Origin of the sequence: Mesorhizobium sp. PAMC28654, assembly GCF_020616515.1 — a bacterium.
Classification (GTDB): domain Bacteria; phylum Pseudomonadota; class Alphaproteobacteria; order Rhizobiales; family Rhizobiaceae; genus Mesorhizobium.
The window spans coordinates 2,055,780-2,073,198 of record NZ_CP085135.1; the positions used below are offsets into that span (position 1 = coordinate 2,055,780).

Sequence of the window (17,419 nt, forward strand, 5' to 3'; positions counted from 1 at the left end):
GGCAATTGTGCGCATCCTGCTTTAAGCCGCCAGCACCGCTTCCGGCGGAACTTTCGCCCCGGTCATGAACGCGACAGCGTCCGACATCGAATATTGCTTCGGGTCTATGACGGCGAGACGACGGCCCAACCGATGAATGTGGATGCGGTCGGCAACCTCGAAGACATGCGGCATATTGTGCGAAATCAGCACGATCGGCAGGCCACGTTTCTTAACGTCGAGGATCAGTTCGAGCACGCGGCGGCTCTCCTTGACACCGAGGGCCGCCGTTGGCTCATCCATGATCACCATCTTGGAGCCAAAAGCCGCGGCGCGCGCTACAGCTACGCCCTGGCGTTGGCCACCCGACAGCGTTTCCACTGCCTGGCTAATGTTCTGGATGGTCATCAGACCCAGTTCGGTTAGCTTTTCGCGGGCGCGCTTCTCCATTTCCGGACGGTCGAGCATGCGAAGCCACTGTCCGACAAAGCCCGGCTTGCGCAGTTCGCGACCAAGAAACATGTTGTCGGCGATCGACAAGGCCGGCGACAGCGCCAGATTCTGATAGACGGTTTCGATGCCGGCTTCGCGCGCCTCCATCGGCGACCTGAAAGCGATAGGCTTGCCCTCCAGTCGGATCTCCCCTTCGTCGGGAGTAACCGCGCCCGAAATCGCCTTGATCAGCGATGACTTGCCGGCACCGTTGTCGCCGATGACAGCGAGAATTTCGCCTGGGTAAAGATCGAAATCGGCGTTGTCGAGGGCTGTAACGCGACCATATCGCTTGACCAGACCACGCGCGGTAAGGATGGGTTCCTGAGCCTGGGTCATCCCGAAATCTTCCTGATCCACTGGTCGATAGCGACCGCGACGATGATGAGAGCGCCGACCGACAATTGCGTCCATTGCGGGTCTGTCCCCCACAGCCGCAGCCCCAGCGCGAACACGCCGACGATAATCGCACCGAAGATGGTTCCGAGGATGGAGCCGCGCCCGCCAAACAGCGAGGTACCACCGATCACGACGGCAGTGATGGAATTGATGTTTTCGAACTGGCCTGCCTGAGGCGATACCGACCCGATGCGCCCAATGAGAGCCCAGCCGGCAATGGCGCAGATGAGGCCCGTAAGCGTATAGACCGCGAGCAGCATCCGATCGACACGAACGCCCGACAGTTCCGCTGCTTCCGGATCATCACCCACCGCATAGACATGCCGTCCCCACGCGGTGTGGTTGAGTACGTACCAGGCGATAGCCGCCATGATAAGCATCAACAACACGCCATAGGTGAAGACAGCGCCGCCGACCTTGAACGAGCCGCCAAAGAACTGCAGCAAGGGCGCCGTCGTCTCGAGATCCTGGCTTCGGATGGTCTCGTTGCCCGAATAGATGAAATTGACGGCCGCGTAGATCGACCATGTGCCGAGCGTCACGATGAAAGGCGGCAACTTTACCCGGGCTATCAGAATGCCGTTTATCAAGCCACAGATCGAGCCGACAAGCAGGCCCACCGCGACCGCCACCGGCGCGGGAACGCCGTAATGCATGGCGAACTGGCCCATGACGACCGAACTCAGCACCATGATGGCGCCGACGGAAAGGTCGATGCCGGCTGTCAGCACCACCAGCGTCTGCGCGATGCCGACCATGCCAGTTATCGCCACCTGCTGCAGGATCAGCGTCAGCGTAAAGGGCGAAAAGAAGCGCCCGCCGACGACGATTGCAAACAGGATCACCGACAGCAGCAGGATGATCAGCGGAACCATCGCAGGGCTTTTGTGCAGCCGGTGCTGGATGCTCTCCAACGTTGTGCGGGAATGGGTATCGAACGAAGCGACGCTTTTGTCGCTTGCGGCTAAAGTCTTCTCAAATTCCTGCGGTCCGCTGACTTTGGTTGTTTCAACGCTCAACACGGCCTCCCCGCCTTGTGTGTGGAGCGGCCAAGACCGCTCCACAATTATTATCGTTGTCTCAAGATTGAGCCGATCGCGGGGTCAAATCAACCCCAGCACTTGCCGAGGCCTGCCTTGGTATCGATGGAATCGATGCCGGCAGCCGGCTTGTCGGTAATGAGCGTGACGCCGGTGTTGTAGAAGTTCAGGCCAGGCGACGGTTCTGGCTTCTTGCCAGTGTCGGCGAAGGCCTTGATCGCCTCGATGCCGAGCGAGGCCATCAGCAGCGGATATTGCTGCGCGGTAGCGCCGATAATGCCTTCCGCCACGTTCTTGACGCCTGGGCAGCCGCCATCGATCGAAACGATCAACACGTCCTTCTCCTTGCCAACCGCTTTCAGCGCCTGGTAGGCGCCAGCGGCCGCGGGTTCGTTGATGGTGTAGACGACGTTGATATTGGGATCTTTCTGCAGGCAGTTCTCCATGGCGGTATGGCCACCATCCTCGTTGCCGCCCGACAGATCGTGGCAGACATTGCGCGGGTCCTTCTCGTCGCCGATCTTCTTGGGATCACCGAGGTCGATGCCAAACCCCTTCATGAAGCCCTGGTCGCGTTGCACGTCGACCGACGGCTGGCTGGCGATCAGATCCATATAGGCAATGTGGGCATCCTTGGCCTTGTCGCCCAAGGTTGCCTTGGCCCAGGAGCCTATGAGCTCGCCTGCCTTGAAATTGTCGGTCGCAAAGGTCGCATCCGCGGCATCGGCGGGCTCGAGTTGCGTATCCAGCGCAATCACCAGAAGTCCGGCATCGCGTGCCTTCTTAACAGCCGGCACGATTGCCGCCGTGTCGGTGGCGGTGATGAGAATGCCCTTGGCGCCATCGGCAATGCAGGATTCAATCGCCGCGACCTGGCCTTCATTGTCGCCTTCGGCCTTGCCGGCATAGGCTTTGAGATCGACGCCAATTTCCTTGGCTTTCGCCGTGGCGCCTTCCTTCATCTTGACGAAGAAGGGATTGGTGTCGGTCTTGGTGATCAGGCAAGCGCTGACATTGGCGGCCGATGCTGCCGACGTAAACGCCATCAGGCCGAGTCCAGCCGCAGCAAAGACGGTGGACTTCAATAGTGATGTCTTGGTCACGATTATCCTCCCAGTGGAACCATTTCGGCTGCCGGCCAACCGGCACCCGCACAAGCGTCCAAACGAAATCTCCCAGCATGGACGCCCGCTGCCAAAAGACACCAGACCAATGGGGCTGTCAATAATTAAATCACTCTTATTTATTATTGACAGCCTTGCGTTGACCACTCATTCTGGCCCAAAAGCATCGAGGGGAAATAACGGGAGGAACAGGGTGGAAACCGGCATTGCGAGGCACGGTTCGCCGGAGGCAGCCGATAGCCGGCTTCACCGCGGCACCAACCAGAGCGGGATGCGGGACCACAATGAGCGGCTCGTGCTTTCGCTGGTGCGCCAGCATGGCAGCCTGGCCAAATCCGACATCGCGCGCATGACCGGACTTTCGGCTCAGACCGTGTCCGTCATCATGCGTGAGCTCGAGGATGACAGCCTTCTGGTCCGCCAGGCGCCGTTGCGCGGGAAGATCGGCCAGCCCTCCATTCCGATGGCGCTGAACCCGGAGGGTGCGTATTTCATCGGCCTCAAGATCGGCCGCCGCAGCGCCGAACTGGTGCTGATCGATTTCCTCGGCAACGTCCGGTCGATGCTGCAGCATTCCTACCGCTATCCCGCACCGCGCGAGACCGTGGAATTCGTCACCTCCGGCATGGAGAAGATGCGCGGAGAACTCACCCCCGAACAGAACAAGCGTATTGCCGGGCTCGGCATCGCCATGCCGTTCGAATTGTGGAACTGGGCCGATACGGCGGGTGCGCCCCGGGACGTCATGGACGAATGGCGCCACCGCGACATACGCGCGGAGATCCAGCTACAGTGCGAGTTTCCGGTCTATCTTCAGAATGACGCCACCTCGGCGTGCGGTGCCGAGCTCGTGTTCGGCAAGGCCGGAGCCGCGCGTGACTTCGTCTATTTCTACATCGGCGCCTTTGCCGGTGGCGGCATCGTGCTCAATGGCCGCCTCTATGGTGGCCCGACAGGCAATGCCGGCGCGCTCGGGTCCATGCCCGTGCCCGGTCCCGACGGCAAGCCAACCCAGTTGATCGACGTGGCATCGATTGCCATGCTGGAAAAAGCGCTAAATGCGCGCGGTGTCGAAGCCTCGCATCTGTGGACGTCGCCCGAGGACTGGGGCGAGATCGGCATCGAACTCGACGACTGGATCGCCACCGCCTCGCAGGCACTGGCCTACGCCATCGTGGCGGCATCCGCGGTCATCGATTTCGAAGCAGCGATCATCGACGGCTGGATGCCGCTCACCGTCCGACGCCGGCTGGTCGATGCCGTTATCGAAGCTATCGGCAAGATCGACGGCGAAGGTCTGAAACTCCCCACCGTTCGCGAGGGGACCGTCGGCATTCATGCGCGTGCATTGGGCGGCGCCAGCCTGCCGCTTTCGGAACGCTTCCTTATCGGCTCGACCACGATCTCCAGGAGCATCTGAATGCTGATCGGGATTTCCGCGCTGCTCGGTCCGGAGCTTCTGGCGACCCTGCGCGCCATGGGCCACGGCGATGAAATCGCCCTTGTCGACGGAAACTACCCGGCCGAGGAGCACGCACACCGGCTCGTCCGCGCGGACGGTCACCATCTTGTTCCCGTGCTCGATGCTATCTTGAGCGTACTGCCTGTAGACGACGTCGTGCCTGAGGCGCTGTTTCGCGCTTCGGTCAAAGGCGACCCCTTGCTTGCCGATCCCGTTCATCGCGAGATGGAGGCGATCTGTGCAAAGCGCGCGCCGGGCCGCAAGGTGGTTGCGCTGGCCGGCGACGACTTTTATGCACGGGTCAAGGCCGCGCACGCGATCGTCGCCACCAGCGAGCCCAGGCTGTATGCCAACATCATCATCCGCAAGGGCGTTATCTATCCGCCGGAGACCAAGACACCATGATCCTTTGCTGCGGCGAAGCCCTCATCGACATGTTGCCGCGAACCACCACGCTGGGGGAGCCGGCCTTTGCTCCCTATGTCGGGGGTGCCGTCTTCAACACGGCAATCGCGCTAGGCCGGCTGGGCGCTCCAGCGGGTTTCTTTTCCGGCCTGTCGTCCGACCTGTTCGGCGGCCAGTTCAGGGACGCGCTGGGCGCGAGCAAGGTCAGTTCCACCTATGCGCACACCTCGCGCCGGCCAACCACGCTGGCCTTCGTGCGGCTCGACAATGGCCAGGCGACCTATACATTTTACGACGAGAACACGGCCGGCCGCATGCTGACGACCGACGACCTGCCCGAGCTTGGCGGCGAGATCGAAGCCATGCTGTTTGGAGCCATCAGCCTGATCTCCGATCCGGCCGGGGCCGCCTATGAGGAGTTCATGAAGCGCGAGCACACTCAGCGCGTCATGATGCTCGACCCCAACATCCGGCCGAACTTCATCCCCGACAAGGCCAAGCACTTGCGTCGCATCCGCGGCATGATGGCCATGGCCGACATCGTGAAACTGTCGGACGAAGACCTCCACTGGTTTGGTGAAGCCGGCTCGCACGAGGATGTCATCCGCAACTGGCTGGATCGCGGCCCGAAGCTGATTGTTGTCACGCATGGCAGCGAAGGGGCGGTCGGATACAGCAGGGATCACAAGATCACGGTGATGCCGGAAAAAGTCACGGTGGTCGACACGGTCGGCGCCGGAGACACGTTCAATGCCGGCATCCTCGCCTCACTGCACGAGCAGGGCCAGTTGTCAAAGACGGCGATTGTCAGCCTGTCCGAAGACGCCATCCGCAAGGCGCTGGCGCTTGGCGCAAAAGCTGCGGCGGTGACCGTGTCACGGGCCGGCGCCAATCCACCGTGGCGGCACGAAATCGCCTGACATGGCAGGGGCGCGCTCAAGATAAGTTGAGCCTGTCGATCACTTTATGTTTCGCAGCGCCGTCCCTGGGGACTATAAGGGTGGTATCGCGGGCCCAACGAAGCCCGGATTCCCGGCATCTTGCGAAGGCACGCCGGAAAATGCTGGTAACAGACTGCGACACTTGAGCAATTCACGGTTTTGCCTGCGCGGCTTTCTCGACCGCCGCAACTCTGGTACCAGCGGCCGGTTATCTGGCTAACCCGTTTGAGGCCGACATGCAGTTCATCGATCTTGGCGCACAGCGCGAACGAATCCGCGACCGGCTGAAGGCCGCTATCGATCGCGTCGTCGACGAAGGCCGTTACATCCTGGGTCCCCAGGTCACCGAATTCGAAAACAAGCTCGCCGCCTACATCGGCACAAAGCATGTCGTCGCTTGCGCCAACGGTACCGACGCGTTGCTTTTGCCGCTGTTCGCGGCCGGTATCGGCCCCGGCGACGCGGTATTCGTGCCGAGCTTCACCTTCGCCGCCACCGCCGAAGTGGTCGCGCTGGCCAAGGCCGAGCCGGTGTTCGTCGACGTTGATCCGGTGACCTACAACATCGACATCGCCAGTCTCGAGGCTGCGATCGCCATGATCAAGAAGGAAGGCCGGCTGAAGCCGAAGGCGATCATCCCGGTCGACCTGTTCGGCCTCGCCGCCGACTACGATGCCATCATGGCCATCGCCAATCGCGAAAAGCTGATGGTGATCGAGGATGCGGCCCAGTCGATGGGCGGCTCGGCAGACGGCAAGATGTGCGGGGCGTTCGGCGCGGTCGGCTCGACCAGCTTCTACCCGGCAAAGCCGCTGGGCTGCTACGGCGACGGCGGCGCGATGTTCACCAACGACGATGCGCTGGCCGAACAGCTTCGGTCGTTCGCCTTTCATGGCAAAGGCGAAACGCAATATGACAATGTCCGCGTCGGCATCAATTCGCGGCTCGACACGCTGCAGGCTGCAATCCTGATCGAGAAGCTGGCTATCCTCGAAGACGAGATGGGCGCCCGCCAGGTCGTGGCAAACCGCTATGCGCAAGGGCTTGGCGATATCGTGACGGCGGCCCGCAATCTGGATGGCGGCCGCTCGGCCTGGGCGCAATATGCCATCGAGACGCCGAAGCGCGATGGCCTCAAGGCGCATCTTCAGGAAAAGGGCATTCCGTCTGTCATCTACTATGTGAAGCCGTTGCACGAGCAGATCGCCTACCGCGACTATCCGCGGACCCCGACTGGCCTCGCCGTTTCGGAAGACTTGCCCAAGCGCATCCTGTGCCTGCCGATGCACCCCTATCTGAGCGAAGCCGATCAGGACCGGATCATCGAGACGATCAGGAACTATATCGGATCGAATTCGGCGCAGGCAGCCGCATAGAGGCGTGTAATCTCCCCTCGAGGGGAGATTACACGCCTACGCCGGCGCTCTTGCCACTGGCAATGAAGTGCGGATTGGCGAAATCCGCGTCATCGCTCTGGTTGCGCTTGCCATAGACCAGAGCTTTGCCGTCCAGAGTACGCGTCATGCCGCCCGCGGCGCGAAGCACGGCATCGCCGGCCGCGGTGTCCCATTCCATGGTGCGGCCAAAGCGCGGATAGACGTCCGCCTCGGCGCCGGCGACAAGGCAGAATTTCAGCGACGAGCCTACTGAGACGATCTCGGCGGCACCGAGGTCACGGATATAGGCTTCAGTCTCGGGCGTGTTGTGCGAGCGGCTGGCGACGATGGCCAGTGGTGCCACAGCCGTTCTCACCGAGATCGGCCGGCGGCCAACGATTTCATATTCATCATTGATCGCGAGAGATTCCGCCCTGCCCGGCCGGCCGGAAAAGAAGCGACCGGTGCAAGGCGCAAAGACGACGCCGATTTCCGGCACGCCATGGCGGACAAGTGCTATGTTGACGGTGAAATCGGTCCGGCGGTTGACGAACTCCTTAGTGCCGTCGAGCGGATCAATCAGGAAGAAGGCCCCGTCCAGGTCGGGTGGCACGATGCCGGCGGATGCTTCCTCCTCGGCCACGCAAGGAATGTCGGGATATGCCGCGCGCAATCCAGCGAGGATGATCTTCTCACTCTCGCGGTCCGCCTCGGTTACCGGCGAACTGTCTGTTTTCTGATCGACCGCGCAGCCAGCATGGAAGACGCGCATCACCTCGCGCCCGGCCGTCAAGGCCAGCCGCTCGAAGATTTCGAGCATCTGCCTGTCGTCAGATTCCGCCGCCGCTGTCGTATTGGTCTTCGGCAATGTCGCGCTCGTTCAGCCAGAGTTCCAGGGCCTCTACCATCTCTTCGGCCGATTTGCCGAGGGTTTTCAGATGGATTTCGGGTTTTTCCGGGGCCTCGTACGGTGAATCGACGCCGGTGAAATTCTTGATCTCGCCATTCAGCGCGCGGGCATAAAGGCCCTTCGGATCGCGTCTGGCGCATTCTTCGAAGGGCGTATCGACGAACACCTCAACGAACTCGCCCTCGGCCATCAATTCCCGGGCCATGCGCCGCTCGGCGCTGAACGGCGAGATGAAGGAAACGATGACGATCAGGCCGGCATCCGCCATCAGTCGCGCAACTTCGGCGACGCGGCGGATGTTTTCGACGCGATCGGCGTCGGTGAAGCCGAGATCGCGGTTGAGGCCGTGGCGGACATTGTCGCCATCCAGAATGTAGGTATGGCGCCCGGTGGCGAAGAGCTTCTTCTCCAAAAGATTGGCGATGGTCGATTTGCCGGACCCCGAAAGCCCGGTGAACCAGAACACGGCGGGCCGCTGGTTCTTCATATCGGCGCGGACGCGCTTGCCGACATCGAGCGATTGCCAGTGGATGTTCTCGGCGCGGCGCAGCGAATGCAGGATCATTCCGGCACCGACAGTGGCGTTGGTGATGCGATCGATCAGGATGAAGGCGCCGGTGGTACGATTCTCGGCGAAAGTATCGAAGGCGATCGGCGCCCGCGTCGAGATGTTGCAGATGCCGACCTCGTTCATCTCGAGCGACTTGGCCGCCTCATGGCCAAAGTCGTTGACGTTGACCCGATACTTCAGATCGGTGACGGTGGCACTGGTCTGGTCGGTCTCCGTACGCAGGATGTAAGAACGACCCGGCAGCAGCGCATGCTCGTCAAACCAGACAATGTTGGCGGCGAACTGGTCGGCGACCTGTGGCCGGGCGGCCGGCGACACCAGCATGTTGCCACGCGACACCTCGACCTCATCGTCCAGGACAAGGGTTATGGCTTGGCCCGCAACCGCTTGCTGGAGGTCGCCACCATAGGAGACGATGCGCTTGACGCGGGAGGACTTGCCCGATTTGGCAACGACGATTTCGTCGCCTTGCGAAACCGCGCCAGACGCAATCGTTCCGGCAAAACCGCGAAAGTCCAGATTGGGGCGATTCACATATTGCACCGGAAAACGGAACGGCAATTCAACCATGGCTTCATCAACCGACACGGTCTCGAGATGCTCGATCAGCGTCGGACCGGAATACCATTGCGTCTTGTCGGAGCGGCTGACATTGTCGCCGAAACGAGCAGACATAGGTATCGGCATGATCGTCTGGAAGCCGAGTTCGTGCGAAAACTGCCTGTAATCCTCGACGATCTGTTCGAAGACAGCCTGGTCGAAGCCGACGAGATCGATCTTGTTGATGGCCAAAACAACGTGGCGGATACCTAGCAGCGAGGCGATGATCGAATGGCGCCTGGTCTGGCGCAGCACGCCTTGGCGAGCGTCGATCAGCACTATGGCCAGATCAGCTGTCGAAGCGCCGGTCGCCATGTTACGCGTGTACTGCTCGTGGCCGGGCGTGTCGGCAACGATGAACTTGCGCTTTGGCGTGGCGAAGAAGCGATAGGCGACGTCGATGGTGATGCCTTGCTCGCGCTCGGCCTCCAGGCCATCGACCAGCAGCGCGAAATCGATGTCGTCGCCAGTGGTGCCATGCTTGCGCGAATCGCGCTCGAGCGCGGCAAGCTGGTCCTCGAATATCTGCTTCGTATCCGAAAGCAGGCGCCCGATCAGCGTCGACTTGCCGTCATCGACCGAACCGCAGGTCAGGAAACGAAGCAACGATTTCTTTTCCTGCGCCGCCAGATAGTCGCGGACGCCGTCGGTGGGCGCGAGGCTCTTGGCCATGATGTGGCGCATGCTCAGAAGTACCCCTCGCGCTTCTTCTTTTCCATCGAGCCCGCTTCATCGCGGTCAATCAGGCGACCCTGCCGCTCGGAGGTACGCGCGGTAAGCATTTCGCCGACGATGGCTTCAAGCGTATCGGCATCGGACTCAATCGCGCCGGTCAGCGGATAGCAGCCAAGGGTGCGGAACCGCACCAGCCGGTTCTCGACTGTCTCGCCGGGACGCAGTTGCATGCGATGGTCGTCCTTGAGGATAAGCATGCCGTCGCGTTCGACGACGGGCCGCTCCTTGGCGAAATAAAGCGGCACGATCGGGATGTTTTCCTGCAGGATGTACTGCCAGATGTCGAGTTCGGTCCAGTTCGACAACGGAAACACCCGGATCGATTCACCGGCCGCGATCCGCGTGTTGAATATCTTCCACATCTCCGGCCGCTGATTCTTCGGGTCCCAGACGTGCTGCGCGTTGCGGAAGGAAAAGATGCGCTCCTTGGCGCGTGACTTTTCCTCATCGCGACGGGCGCCACCAAAGGCAGCATCAAAGCCGTACTTGTCGAGCGCCTGGCGCAGAGCCACGGTCTTCATGACATGGGTGTGGGTGTTCGAGCCATGGTCGAACGGATTGATGTTGTCGCGGACACCATCCTCGTTGACGTGAACCAGCAGATCGAAGCCGAGCTTTTGCGCCATCTGGTCGCGAAAGGCGATCATCTCCCGGAACTTCCAGGTGGTGTCGACATGGAGAAACGGAAAGGGTGGCTTGGCGGGATAAAACGCCTTCATTGCCAGGTGCATCAGCACCGACGAATCCTTGCCGACCGAATAGAGCATCACCGGCTTGGAAAAGGCCGCGGCAACCTCGCGGAAAATATGAATGGATTCAGCTTCAAGCCGCTGAAGATGCGTAAGCGCGGATGTCATGGACTGTTAGCGTTCTCTCGTGCCATCCAGCGGAAGGACCTTGCTTCAAATCGTCGAGTTCTTTTCGCTCGGTCAAGCTTCACGTCTGGACATGTATTTCCTTACCGGCGTTCTAGCAGATCGAGGCCATCCAGAACAATGCAAGACAAGCGCCTCGACACGCGCCCGGGGAATGAATTTTCCACGCCATGCCAAAAACCCGAAAATTCCTGCTCAAAAGCTCAAAGGCCATGAAACGGTGGGAAAAATATTGCCTGAATAAGCAGAGCAGACGAGCGTTGAGCCCACTCCCCAGCAATCGCGATCAGATGGACATTGCTGCCGATTTTTGATGGTGGCTCCGGCTTGCCGCACTATCGAAACCCGTGTCCAGCCGCTATACCATTGCTGAAAATGAGCAGACCGCGTGACGCAATAAGAGCAAAAAACGATGGTGGCTATATTCTCTTCAGCTAATGCAACATGTCCCGCAAATTCCTCGAATTGTGAACTAGATCATTGAGCCGGCTTTCTTCCATAAAAGAACAGTTCACACCTTCTCTGGTGAACATCTACTTCTCGATAGCTTGCTTTCTCTCACCCGTCGTTGGATCAGCCGTCAGTTTTGTTTTCAACGGCGGCGCTCTGTGGTCCACGCTGCTCATCGCAATGAAGAGACGGCGATTCAATGCCGATCGCCCCATGCTCGCCATGACCGCCGCTATATATGCCTATTGCGGGGCCAATCTCCTGGCATCCATCGTCAACAACTCGATCGTCAGGGATGCGCTGGATCTCCTTTCGCTGGTTACCTTTCTGTTTTTTCCCATTTCCTATTCGACCTGGAGCATTTCGCGGAAAACCACGCTGGTCCGCATCATCATTGTGAGCAGCATCTGCGCTTGCCTCGGCGCGTTGGTGCTGGCGATCATCCAGCAATATTGGTTCGGGATGCGGGCAAAAGGCGGGGCTGGAAATGCAATCGTGTTCGCGGAAGTCGCCTGCCTCAGCGTCATGATCTGCCTGACTGGCATCGTTTCAGGCATCGAAAAGGTCAGGGGTGTTGTTTTCATATGCGCGGTGCTGGCCGGCACCGTCGCCATCATCTATTCTGGATCGCGCATCATCTGGCTGGCATTGTTGATCGGTGGCATTGCTGTGCTCTTGATCAACCTGCGAACCCTCAAGGGCAAGAATGCCGTTCGCCTGCTGCTGATGCTGGCCGCGGTCGCCATAGTGAGCGCTGTTCTGGGATTCCGAGTCATAGCTGATCGTGCGGATTTTCTATTCGCCGACTGGCATTCGCTCACCACCCATGGCGACTACACCACGGCCCTGGGATTGCGCGTTGCGCTTTGGGACATCGGACTGAAGGCGTTCCGCGAGGCGCCGCTGTTCGGACATGGAATGGGGGCGGGCAAGCCACTCATGCTGCAAGGATTCCAGGAACGATATGGGATGGCGGAAGGATTCAGCCATTTTCACAATGGGTTCCTCACCGCATTGGTGGAGGCCGGCATCCTTGGCGCGGTGACGCTGGCGGCGATCTTTGTCGTTGCCGCGCGGAATGCGGCCAAAGTCCTGCGCGCCAGCATTGACCCCATCGAGCGGTTTGGCGCCACTATGATCGTCATAGTGGTGATCACCTATCTCACCGCTGGAATGACCGGCATCCTGGTCGGTCACGACATTCTCGATTCGGTGCTGATGATCTTCCTGTTGTCGGGGACATATCTCGCATCCGGGCGCACCATTGCGCTGCCGGAAACGCGGATGCGTCCAACCGCATCAGCGTTCCGGGTCGAACGATGAAGGTTCTGGTAACAGGCGCAACCGGCTTCGTCGGCGGCCTTGTCGTTCGGCAACTGCGCGAAGCCAGGATCGACGTTCGCATCGCGTCCCGTCACCCGGAACTGCTTGGCGCTGGAGGCGACGCCGTTCGGCTGCCAGAGCCCGACGGCCCAGCCGGGGACTTTCTGACGCTCATGAAGGACATCACGCACGTCGTTCATTGCGCCGCCTTGAACAATGACCAGACCAGCGCAACAGATGCCGACTTTCGGGCCACCAATGTCGCATTGACCGAACGGTTGGCGCATGCGGCGGCTATCGGGACGAGCGGACGCTTCATCTACCTGTCCTCCATCCGGGCGGTGATCGGTGCCGATTTCAGCGGAACGATCGATGAGCGTACGGCCCCTGCCCCGCAATGCGCCTACGGACGCTCGAAACGGGAGGGAGAGATCAAGGTGCTGGAGGCCTACACCTCATCAGGTCGCGCCGACGCCACGGCGCTGCGTCTGCCGCCGGCCTATGGAGCGGGCATGAAGGGAAACCTGGCTACGCTGGTGCGCCTGGCCGATACCGCCCTGCCCCTGCCGGCTGCCGCCTTTTCAGGTGTCCGCTCGCTGATCGCGCGCGAAGCCGTGGCCAGGGCGGTGTTGCACTTGTTGACCAGCCCTGCCCCGCTTCGTCCAGTCTACTTCGCCAGCGATGTGCCTGCTATTCCCATCACGGCCGTCATCGAAGCTCTCAGGCGAGGTTTCGGGCGCCCCTTGCGCCTGCTTGCTATCCCGGCCGCGCTGATGCGACCGGCGGCGTCCCTGCTGGGCAAAGGCAAAGTGTGGGACAGGATGACGGCAACGCAGATTTGCGATCCATCCCTACTCATGTCAGATGGCTGGGCGCCGGAGATCGACACGACCGGTCGGCTGACGGAAATGGCGCGACACGCCAAGCTTGGGCAAGCTCAGCCCCTGTAGATCGTTCGGAGCAGAATCCGAAGGTCGGATCCGATCGAAGCCATCTTCAGATATTCGGCATCGGTCTCGGCAAGGAGCCTCGGAGTCGACATGTCGATGCCCTGGATCTGCGCCAGCCCGGTCATGCCGGGAGGCGCTGATAGCACACCCAACTCGGCGCGACGTTCGATAAGCTCCGTCTGCGTCGGCAGACATGGACGGGGACCGACCAGGCTCATCTCGCCTTTCAAGACGTTCCAGAGCTGCGGCAGTTCATCGAGCTTGTAGGCACGCAGGACCCTTCCGACCGAGGTCACCGCGGTTGCCGGCGCCTCGTGCGTGGGTAGGGACGGTGTTCCCTGATACATGGTTCTGAGCTTGTGGCAGCGAAATAGCACGCCATTGCGTCCGACCCGGATTTGCGAGAAGAGCGCCGGCCCTGGCGAAGAAGCCCGGACCGACAGGAAGGCAATCGCCAGGACAGGCGAGGTCAGCAGCAGCAGCAGCGCCGCCCCTGCGAGGTCGAAGGCCCGCTTCGGTCCGCCATGGCCGGAAGGTATCACCGACATGGCCTAGACGCGGCCCCAGATGATTGCGAGGTAAAGCCCCAGCGTCCCCAATGGCGTCTGTCGATAGACGCCGCTTCGGCGCAGATAGCTGAGCCGGCGGAAAAGACCGCCTTTTCGCGATTCCATGAACAGATCTAGGCAAACAGCAGAATCCGCGGCAAGAAGATCGCGATTGACGGCAAGGCCGCTGAGATTGTCGTCGGTCCAGCTGGCGAACTCGCCTTTCAGCAGGCGTCCAAGCCGGGAGACCCGCGCCTTCCACGAAACGTTGGCCCCGACCAGATTTGCCTCGTGCTGCCGGTAGCGCACCAGAGGCCGCGGATCGTAATGAACGACGCCGCCGGAAGCCGTCACGATGAGATAGGCCCACCAGTCATGGCTGACAAATTGCGTTCGCACTGACGCCCTGGCCAGCAATTGGCGCGCCGCTCGGTTGATCATGATGGTGTTGCCGCCAGCAATGCTCTGCACCAGGGCATTGCGAAATGAAGGGGGCCGCTGGAACAGCGGCGAACAGCCCATGATGCTCCCCGACTTGGACATGGTTGCGGTCCGCGAACAGAACATTAGCGGCACATCGGCATCATGGGTCCGCATCCAATGCAAGGCAGTGTCGAGCTTGTCCGGCTCCCAGATGTCATCCTGGTCGCAAAAGGCATAGTAGTCGGCATCGATCCGTGGATCGATGATCATCGAGCGGAAATTGGCGGCAAACCCGTGCCGCGGGCCGTCCACCAGGGTCAATCGACCCTTGGGCCAACGAGCCTGCCATGCCTCGATGATGGCGGTCGTGCCGTCCGTCGAACCGTCGTCGGAAATCCACAGGTCGATGAGAGGCTGCGATTGCGCAAGCAGGGATGCGAACTGTTCGTCGATGAAAGCCGCGCCGTCCTTCGTGCCCATCAAGATGGCGATGCGCTGATCCTGTTTGCTCACGAGCTATGAATATCCTGCGAATGGCTGAGAGCAGCCATGGATGGTTTCGATCGGTCTAACAAGGGTCGTCGGGACTCGAGAGCCCGGCCCTACCGGACCTGTCCAATCATTTTCGCGGTGAGGACCTGATCAACATCGGCCGGAAATGTCTCCGGCTGGTGAAGGCCCGCCATCACGGCAAGCGACAGGGCTTTGTCCTGGCTCTTCATGGCCGTTTGCAGCGCGGTAAGCGCTGCCTCCACCCTTGGCCATTCAGCGACATCCATTCTCAAGCCGAATATCTTCGATATTTCGAGTTCGACAAGCTCTTCATTCTCACCGCGCAGCGTTTCATGCAGCTTCTCGCCTGGCCGGATGCCGGTGAATCGGATTGGAATGTCGGTGTAGGGGCTCTTTCCGGCCATGCGGATCATCGTCTCGGCGACTTCCAGGATCGGCACCGGCTTGCCCATGTCGAGCATGTAGATGGCATAGTCTTCCCTGCCCTCACGCGAGGCCGCATCGGCCGCGGACATGATGACGAGATCAACGGCTTCGACCAGCGTCATGAAGTAACGCGTCATGCGTCGGTCCGTTATGGTGAGGGGACCGCCGGCCTCGATCTGCGATTGGAAAATAGTGGCGACCGACCCGTTGCTGCCAAAGACGTTGCCGAACCGCACGGCGAAGAATCTGGTGCCGCAACGGTGGCCATTTGCTCCTATGGCGTGCGTCTCATGCAAGGAACTGACGATCTGCTCAGCCGCCCGCTTTGTCATGCCGAGCACGGATGTCGGGTCCACCGCCTTGTCGCTCGAAATCAGCACGAACTGCGGAACACCGCATTTTGCGGCCACTTCGGCGCAGACAAGCGTTCCGAAAACATTTGTCTGGATTGCCGATTCCCAATTTTCCTCAAGCAGAGGGACATGCTTGAGCGCCGCGGCATGAAAGACGATGGATGGTTTGAACTCGCCGATCACGCGTGTCATCTGCTGCCGGTTCGCCACGTCGACGATACGAACCTTGAGGCGCGCATGGTCCTTCCCGTCGATATACTGGCTCAACTGGAAAATGCCGAACTCGGAATTGTCAGCGACCAGCACCGCTTCGGCGCCCAGTTCGAGTGACCGTTTGACCAGGGTGCGCCCGATCGAGCCGGCGCCACCCGTCACCAGAACCCGCTTGCCCGCGACAAAGGCGCCGATGCGTTCGATGTCGGACGGGACCGTGGGGCGGCGCAGGATGGTTTCCATCTCGACGGCGTCGAGCACCAGCTTTCCGCCCTGCCCCAGTTCGGAAAAGCCGGAGAATTGCACAACCGCTATGCCGCTATGCCGGGCTACGCGCACGAGTTCGGAATACTCCTCGATCTCCCGTTCCGCCCCATTGCCGAAAATCAGCATGTCGAGGCTTTTGGTACCGTTTGCATAGTCCTCGAGGACTTCTATCAGTCGTGGCCGCACCGCCACTACCGGAACACCTTGGATCTTGTGGCCCAAGGGTGCCCTGTCGTCGATCGCCATGATGCCAGCGATGAAATACTCCGCGGGCTCCGTTCGCGTGAAACGGATGATCAGGTCGGCCTCGCCAAGCCGGCCAACGAACAGCGCCTGCTTGATCGGTGTCTGATCAGCCCTGTGGCGCAGTATTCTCCAGCTCGCTCCGTCGCGAAGGAACCGGTAGAAAAGCCTGGGCCCGGATATGATCGTGAACGAGAAGAGAAAAAAGACAATGAACTGACGCTCGTTGAGGCCCGCCACAGGATGGAAAAAGCGGACCATGAGCGAGACGGCATACAGGACAAGCGTGAGAATGCCGCAACTTTTCAGGATGTTGAAGAAGTCTGGCGTCGAAGCAAAGCGCCAGACCGTGTTGTAGAGTCCGCAATATCTGAACAGCAGATGGCTGATGAGCGCGATGCTCACCCAACTCACCAGGCCGGCGTAAGACAGGATTTCGAAGGACAGGTTCGATCTTGACAGCACAAGGCTGAGCGCCACCGCGATCAGGACCATGACGATGTCCTGGACCATGATGAAGGCACGCCGCATATCCGGGCGAAGTCCGAACACGACTTTCAGGTATGAATCCATTGGGCGGCACTAGACTCCGGACTCGAGAACATGGCCGCTAGCGTGCCCGAGATCGAATCCTGTTCGATCTCGTCAGTCTATCGTACCAATTCCCCAGCCCCCGCCATCTGTATCGCATACTGCGGAGGCGCGGTCATCGCCAGATATTTTTTTCCAACGGGGATTGGTCAAGGTCTCTGACTTCCTGTCCAAGGGCTGCCTTTATAACCTTCGCGACGGAAAATACCG

The 17,419-nt window shown here is 60.5% G+C and carries 16 protein-coding genes; 7 read left to right on the top strand and 9 right to left on the bottom strand.

The window, feature by feature from the left end; genetic code table 11:
* Positions 1-21 precede the first annotated feature (21 nt).
* From LGH82_RS10415 to LGH82_RS10425, 3 genes are all read right to left on the bottom strand, one after another.
* Positions 22-810, bottom strand: coding sequence for an ATP-binding cassette domain-containing protein (locus tag LGH82_RS10415; RefSeq protein WP_227348406.1), 789 nt, complete (start codon positions 808-810; stop codon positions 22-24).
* Positions 807-1,889, bottom strand: a complete 1,083-nt coding sequence (locus tag LGH82_RS10420; protein ID WP_227348407.1) for an ABC transporter permease — start codon at positions 1,887-1,889, stop codon at positions 807-809. Before LGH82_RS10420 ends, LGH82_RS10415 begins: the two co-directional genes overlap by 4 nt.
* An 89-nt stretch (positions 1,890-1,978) precedes the next feature.
* The gene (locus LGH82_RS10425) at positions 1,979-2,995 is read right to left on the bottom strand and encodes a sugar ABC transporter substrate-binding protein (RefSeq protein WP_413771466.1); all 1,017 of its coding nucleotides are present in this window, start codon (positions 2,993-2,995) and stop codon (positions 1,979-1,981) included.
* Between the two features lie 232 nt (positions 2,996-3,227).
* Between LGH82_RS10425 and LGH82_RS10430 the strand changes: the two genes are divergently transcribed.
* The 4 genes from LGH82_RS10430 to LGH82_RS10445 all read left to right on the top strand — a co-directional run bounded on the left by LGH82_RS10430 (position 3,228) and on the right by LGH82_RS10445 (position 7,218).
* On the top strand, positions 3,228-4,454 hold the full coding sequence (locus LGH82_RS10430) for an ROK family transcriptional regulator (protein ID WP_227348408.1): 1,227 nt from the start codon (positions 3,228-3,230) through the stop codon (positions 4,452-4,454).
* Positions 4,455-4,901 (top strand): RbsD/FucU family protein, encoded by a 447-nt coding sequence (locus tag LGH82_RS10435; protein WP_227348409.1) that lies wholly within the window; start codon positions 4,455-4,457, stop codon positions 4,899-4,901. It abuts the gene before it with no gap.
* The gene (locus LGH82_RS10440; RefSeq protein WP_227348410.1) at positions 4,898-5,821 is read left to right on the top strand and encodes a carbohydrate kinase family protein; all 924 of its coding nucleotides are present in this window, start codon (positions 4,898-4,900) and stop codon (positions 5,819-5,821) included. Before LGH82_RS10435 ends, LGH82_RS10440 begins: the two co-directional genes overlap by 4 nt.
* Positions 5,822-6,078: 257 nt before the next feature.
* Positions 6,079-7,218, top strand: coding sequence for a DegT/DnrJ/EryC1/StrS family aminotransferase (locus LGH82_RS10445; RefSeq protein WP_227348411.1), 1,140 nt, complete (start codon positions 6,079-6,081; stop codon positions 7,216-7,218).
* A gap of 28 nt (positions 7,219-7,246) precedes the next feature.
* On the opposite strand, the gene cysQ is transcribed toward LGH82_RS10445, so the two are convergent.
* From cysQ to cysD, 3 genes are read right to left on the bottom strand one after another with little or no spacing between them, the layout of a single operon-like run.
* On the bottom strand, positions 7,247-8,038 hold the full coding sequence (gene cysQ / locus LGH82_RS10450) for a 3'(2'),5'-bisphosphate nucleotidase CysQ (protein ID WP_227349547.1): 792 nt from the start codon (positions 8,036-8,038) through the stop codon (positions 7,247-7,249).
* A gap of 10 nt (positions 8,039-8,048) precedes the next feature.
* Complete coding sequence (gene cysN / locus LGH82_RS10455) at positions 8,049-9,983, bottom strand: sulfate adenylyltransferase subunit CysN (protein ID WP_227348412.1); 1,935 nt, start codon at positions 9,981-9,983, stop codon at positions 8,049-8,051.
* A 2-nt stretch (positions 9,984-9,985) separates the two neighbouring features.
* Positions 9,986-10,891 (bottom strand): sulfate adenylyltransferase subunit CysD, encoded by a 906-nt coding sequence (gene cysD, locus LGH82_RS10460; RefSeq protein ID WP_227348413.1) that lies wholly within the window; start codon positions 10,889-10,891, stop codon positions 9,986-9,988.
* A 40-nt stretch (positions 10,892-10,931) separates the two neighbouring features.
* Between cysD and LGH82_RS10465 the strand changes: the two genes are divergently transcribed.
* The 3 genes from LGH82_RS10465 to LGH82_RS10475 all read left to right on the top strand — a co-directional run bounded on the left by LGH82_RS10465 (position 10,932) and on the right by LGH82_RS10475 (position 13,632).
* Positions 10,932-11,153 (top strand): hypothetical protein, encoded by a 222-nt coding sequence (locus LGH82_RS10465; protein ID WP_227348414.1) that lies wholly within the window; start codon positions 10,932-10,934, stop codon positions 11,151-11,153.
* A 236-nt stretch (positions 11,154-11,389) separates the two neighbouring features.
* Complete coding sequence (locus LGH82_RS10470; RefSeq protein WP_227348415.1) at positions 11,390-12,682, top strand: O-antigen ligase family protein; 1,293 nt, start codon at positions 11,390-11,392, stop codon at positions 12,680-12,682.
* Positions 12,679-13,632, top strand: coding sequence for an NAD-dependent epimerase/dehydratase family protein (locus LGH82_RS10475; protein ID WP_227348416.1), 954 nt, complete (start codon positions 12,679-12,681; stop codon positions 13,630-13,632). The genes LGH82_RS10470 and LGH82_RS10475 overlap by 4 nt, the downstream gene beginning before the upstream one ends.
* Here LGH82_RS10475 and LGH82_RS10480 read toward each other — a convergent pair.
* The 3 genes from LGH82_RS10480 to LGH82_RS10490 form a co-directional block, all read right to left on the bottom strand.
* Complete coding sequence (locus LGH82_RS10480; RefSeq protein WP_227348417.1) at positions 13,620-14,180, bottom strand: sugar transferase; 561 nt, start codon at positions 14,178-14,180, stop codon at positions 13,620-13,622. The two genes, LGH82_RS10475 and LGH82_RS10480, sit on opposite strands and share 13 nt — an antisense overlap.
* A gap of 3 nt (positions 14,181-14,183) precedes the next feature.
* Positions 14,184-15,116, bottom strand: a complete 933-nt coding sequence (locus LGH82_RS10485) for a glycosyltransferase family 2 protein (protein WP_227348418.1) — start codon at positions 15,114-15,116, stop codon at positions 14,184-14,186.
* Positions 15,117-15,205: 89 nt separating this feature from the next.
* Positions 15,206-17,191 carry a nucleoside-diphosphate sugar epimerase/dehydratase gene (locus LGH82_RS10490; RefSeq protein ID WP_227348419.1) on the bottom strand — a complete coding sequence of 662 codons (1,986 nt, stop codon included), beginning with the start codon at positions 17,189-17,191 and terminating at the stop codon, positions 15,206-15,208.
* Positions 17,192-17,419 lie beyond the last annotated feature (228 nt).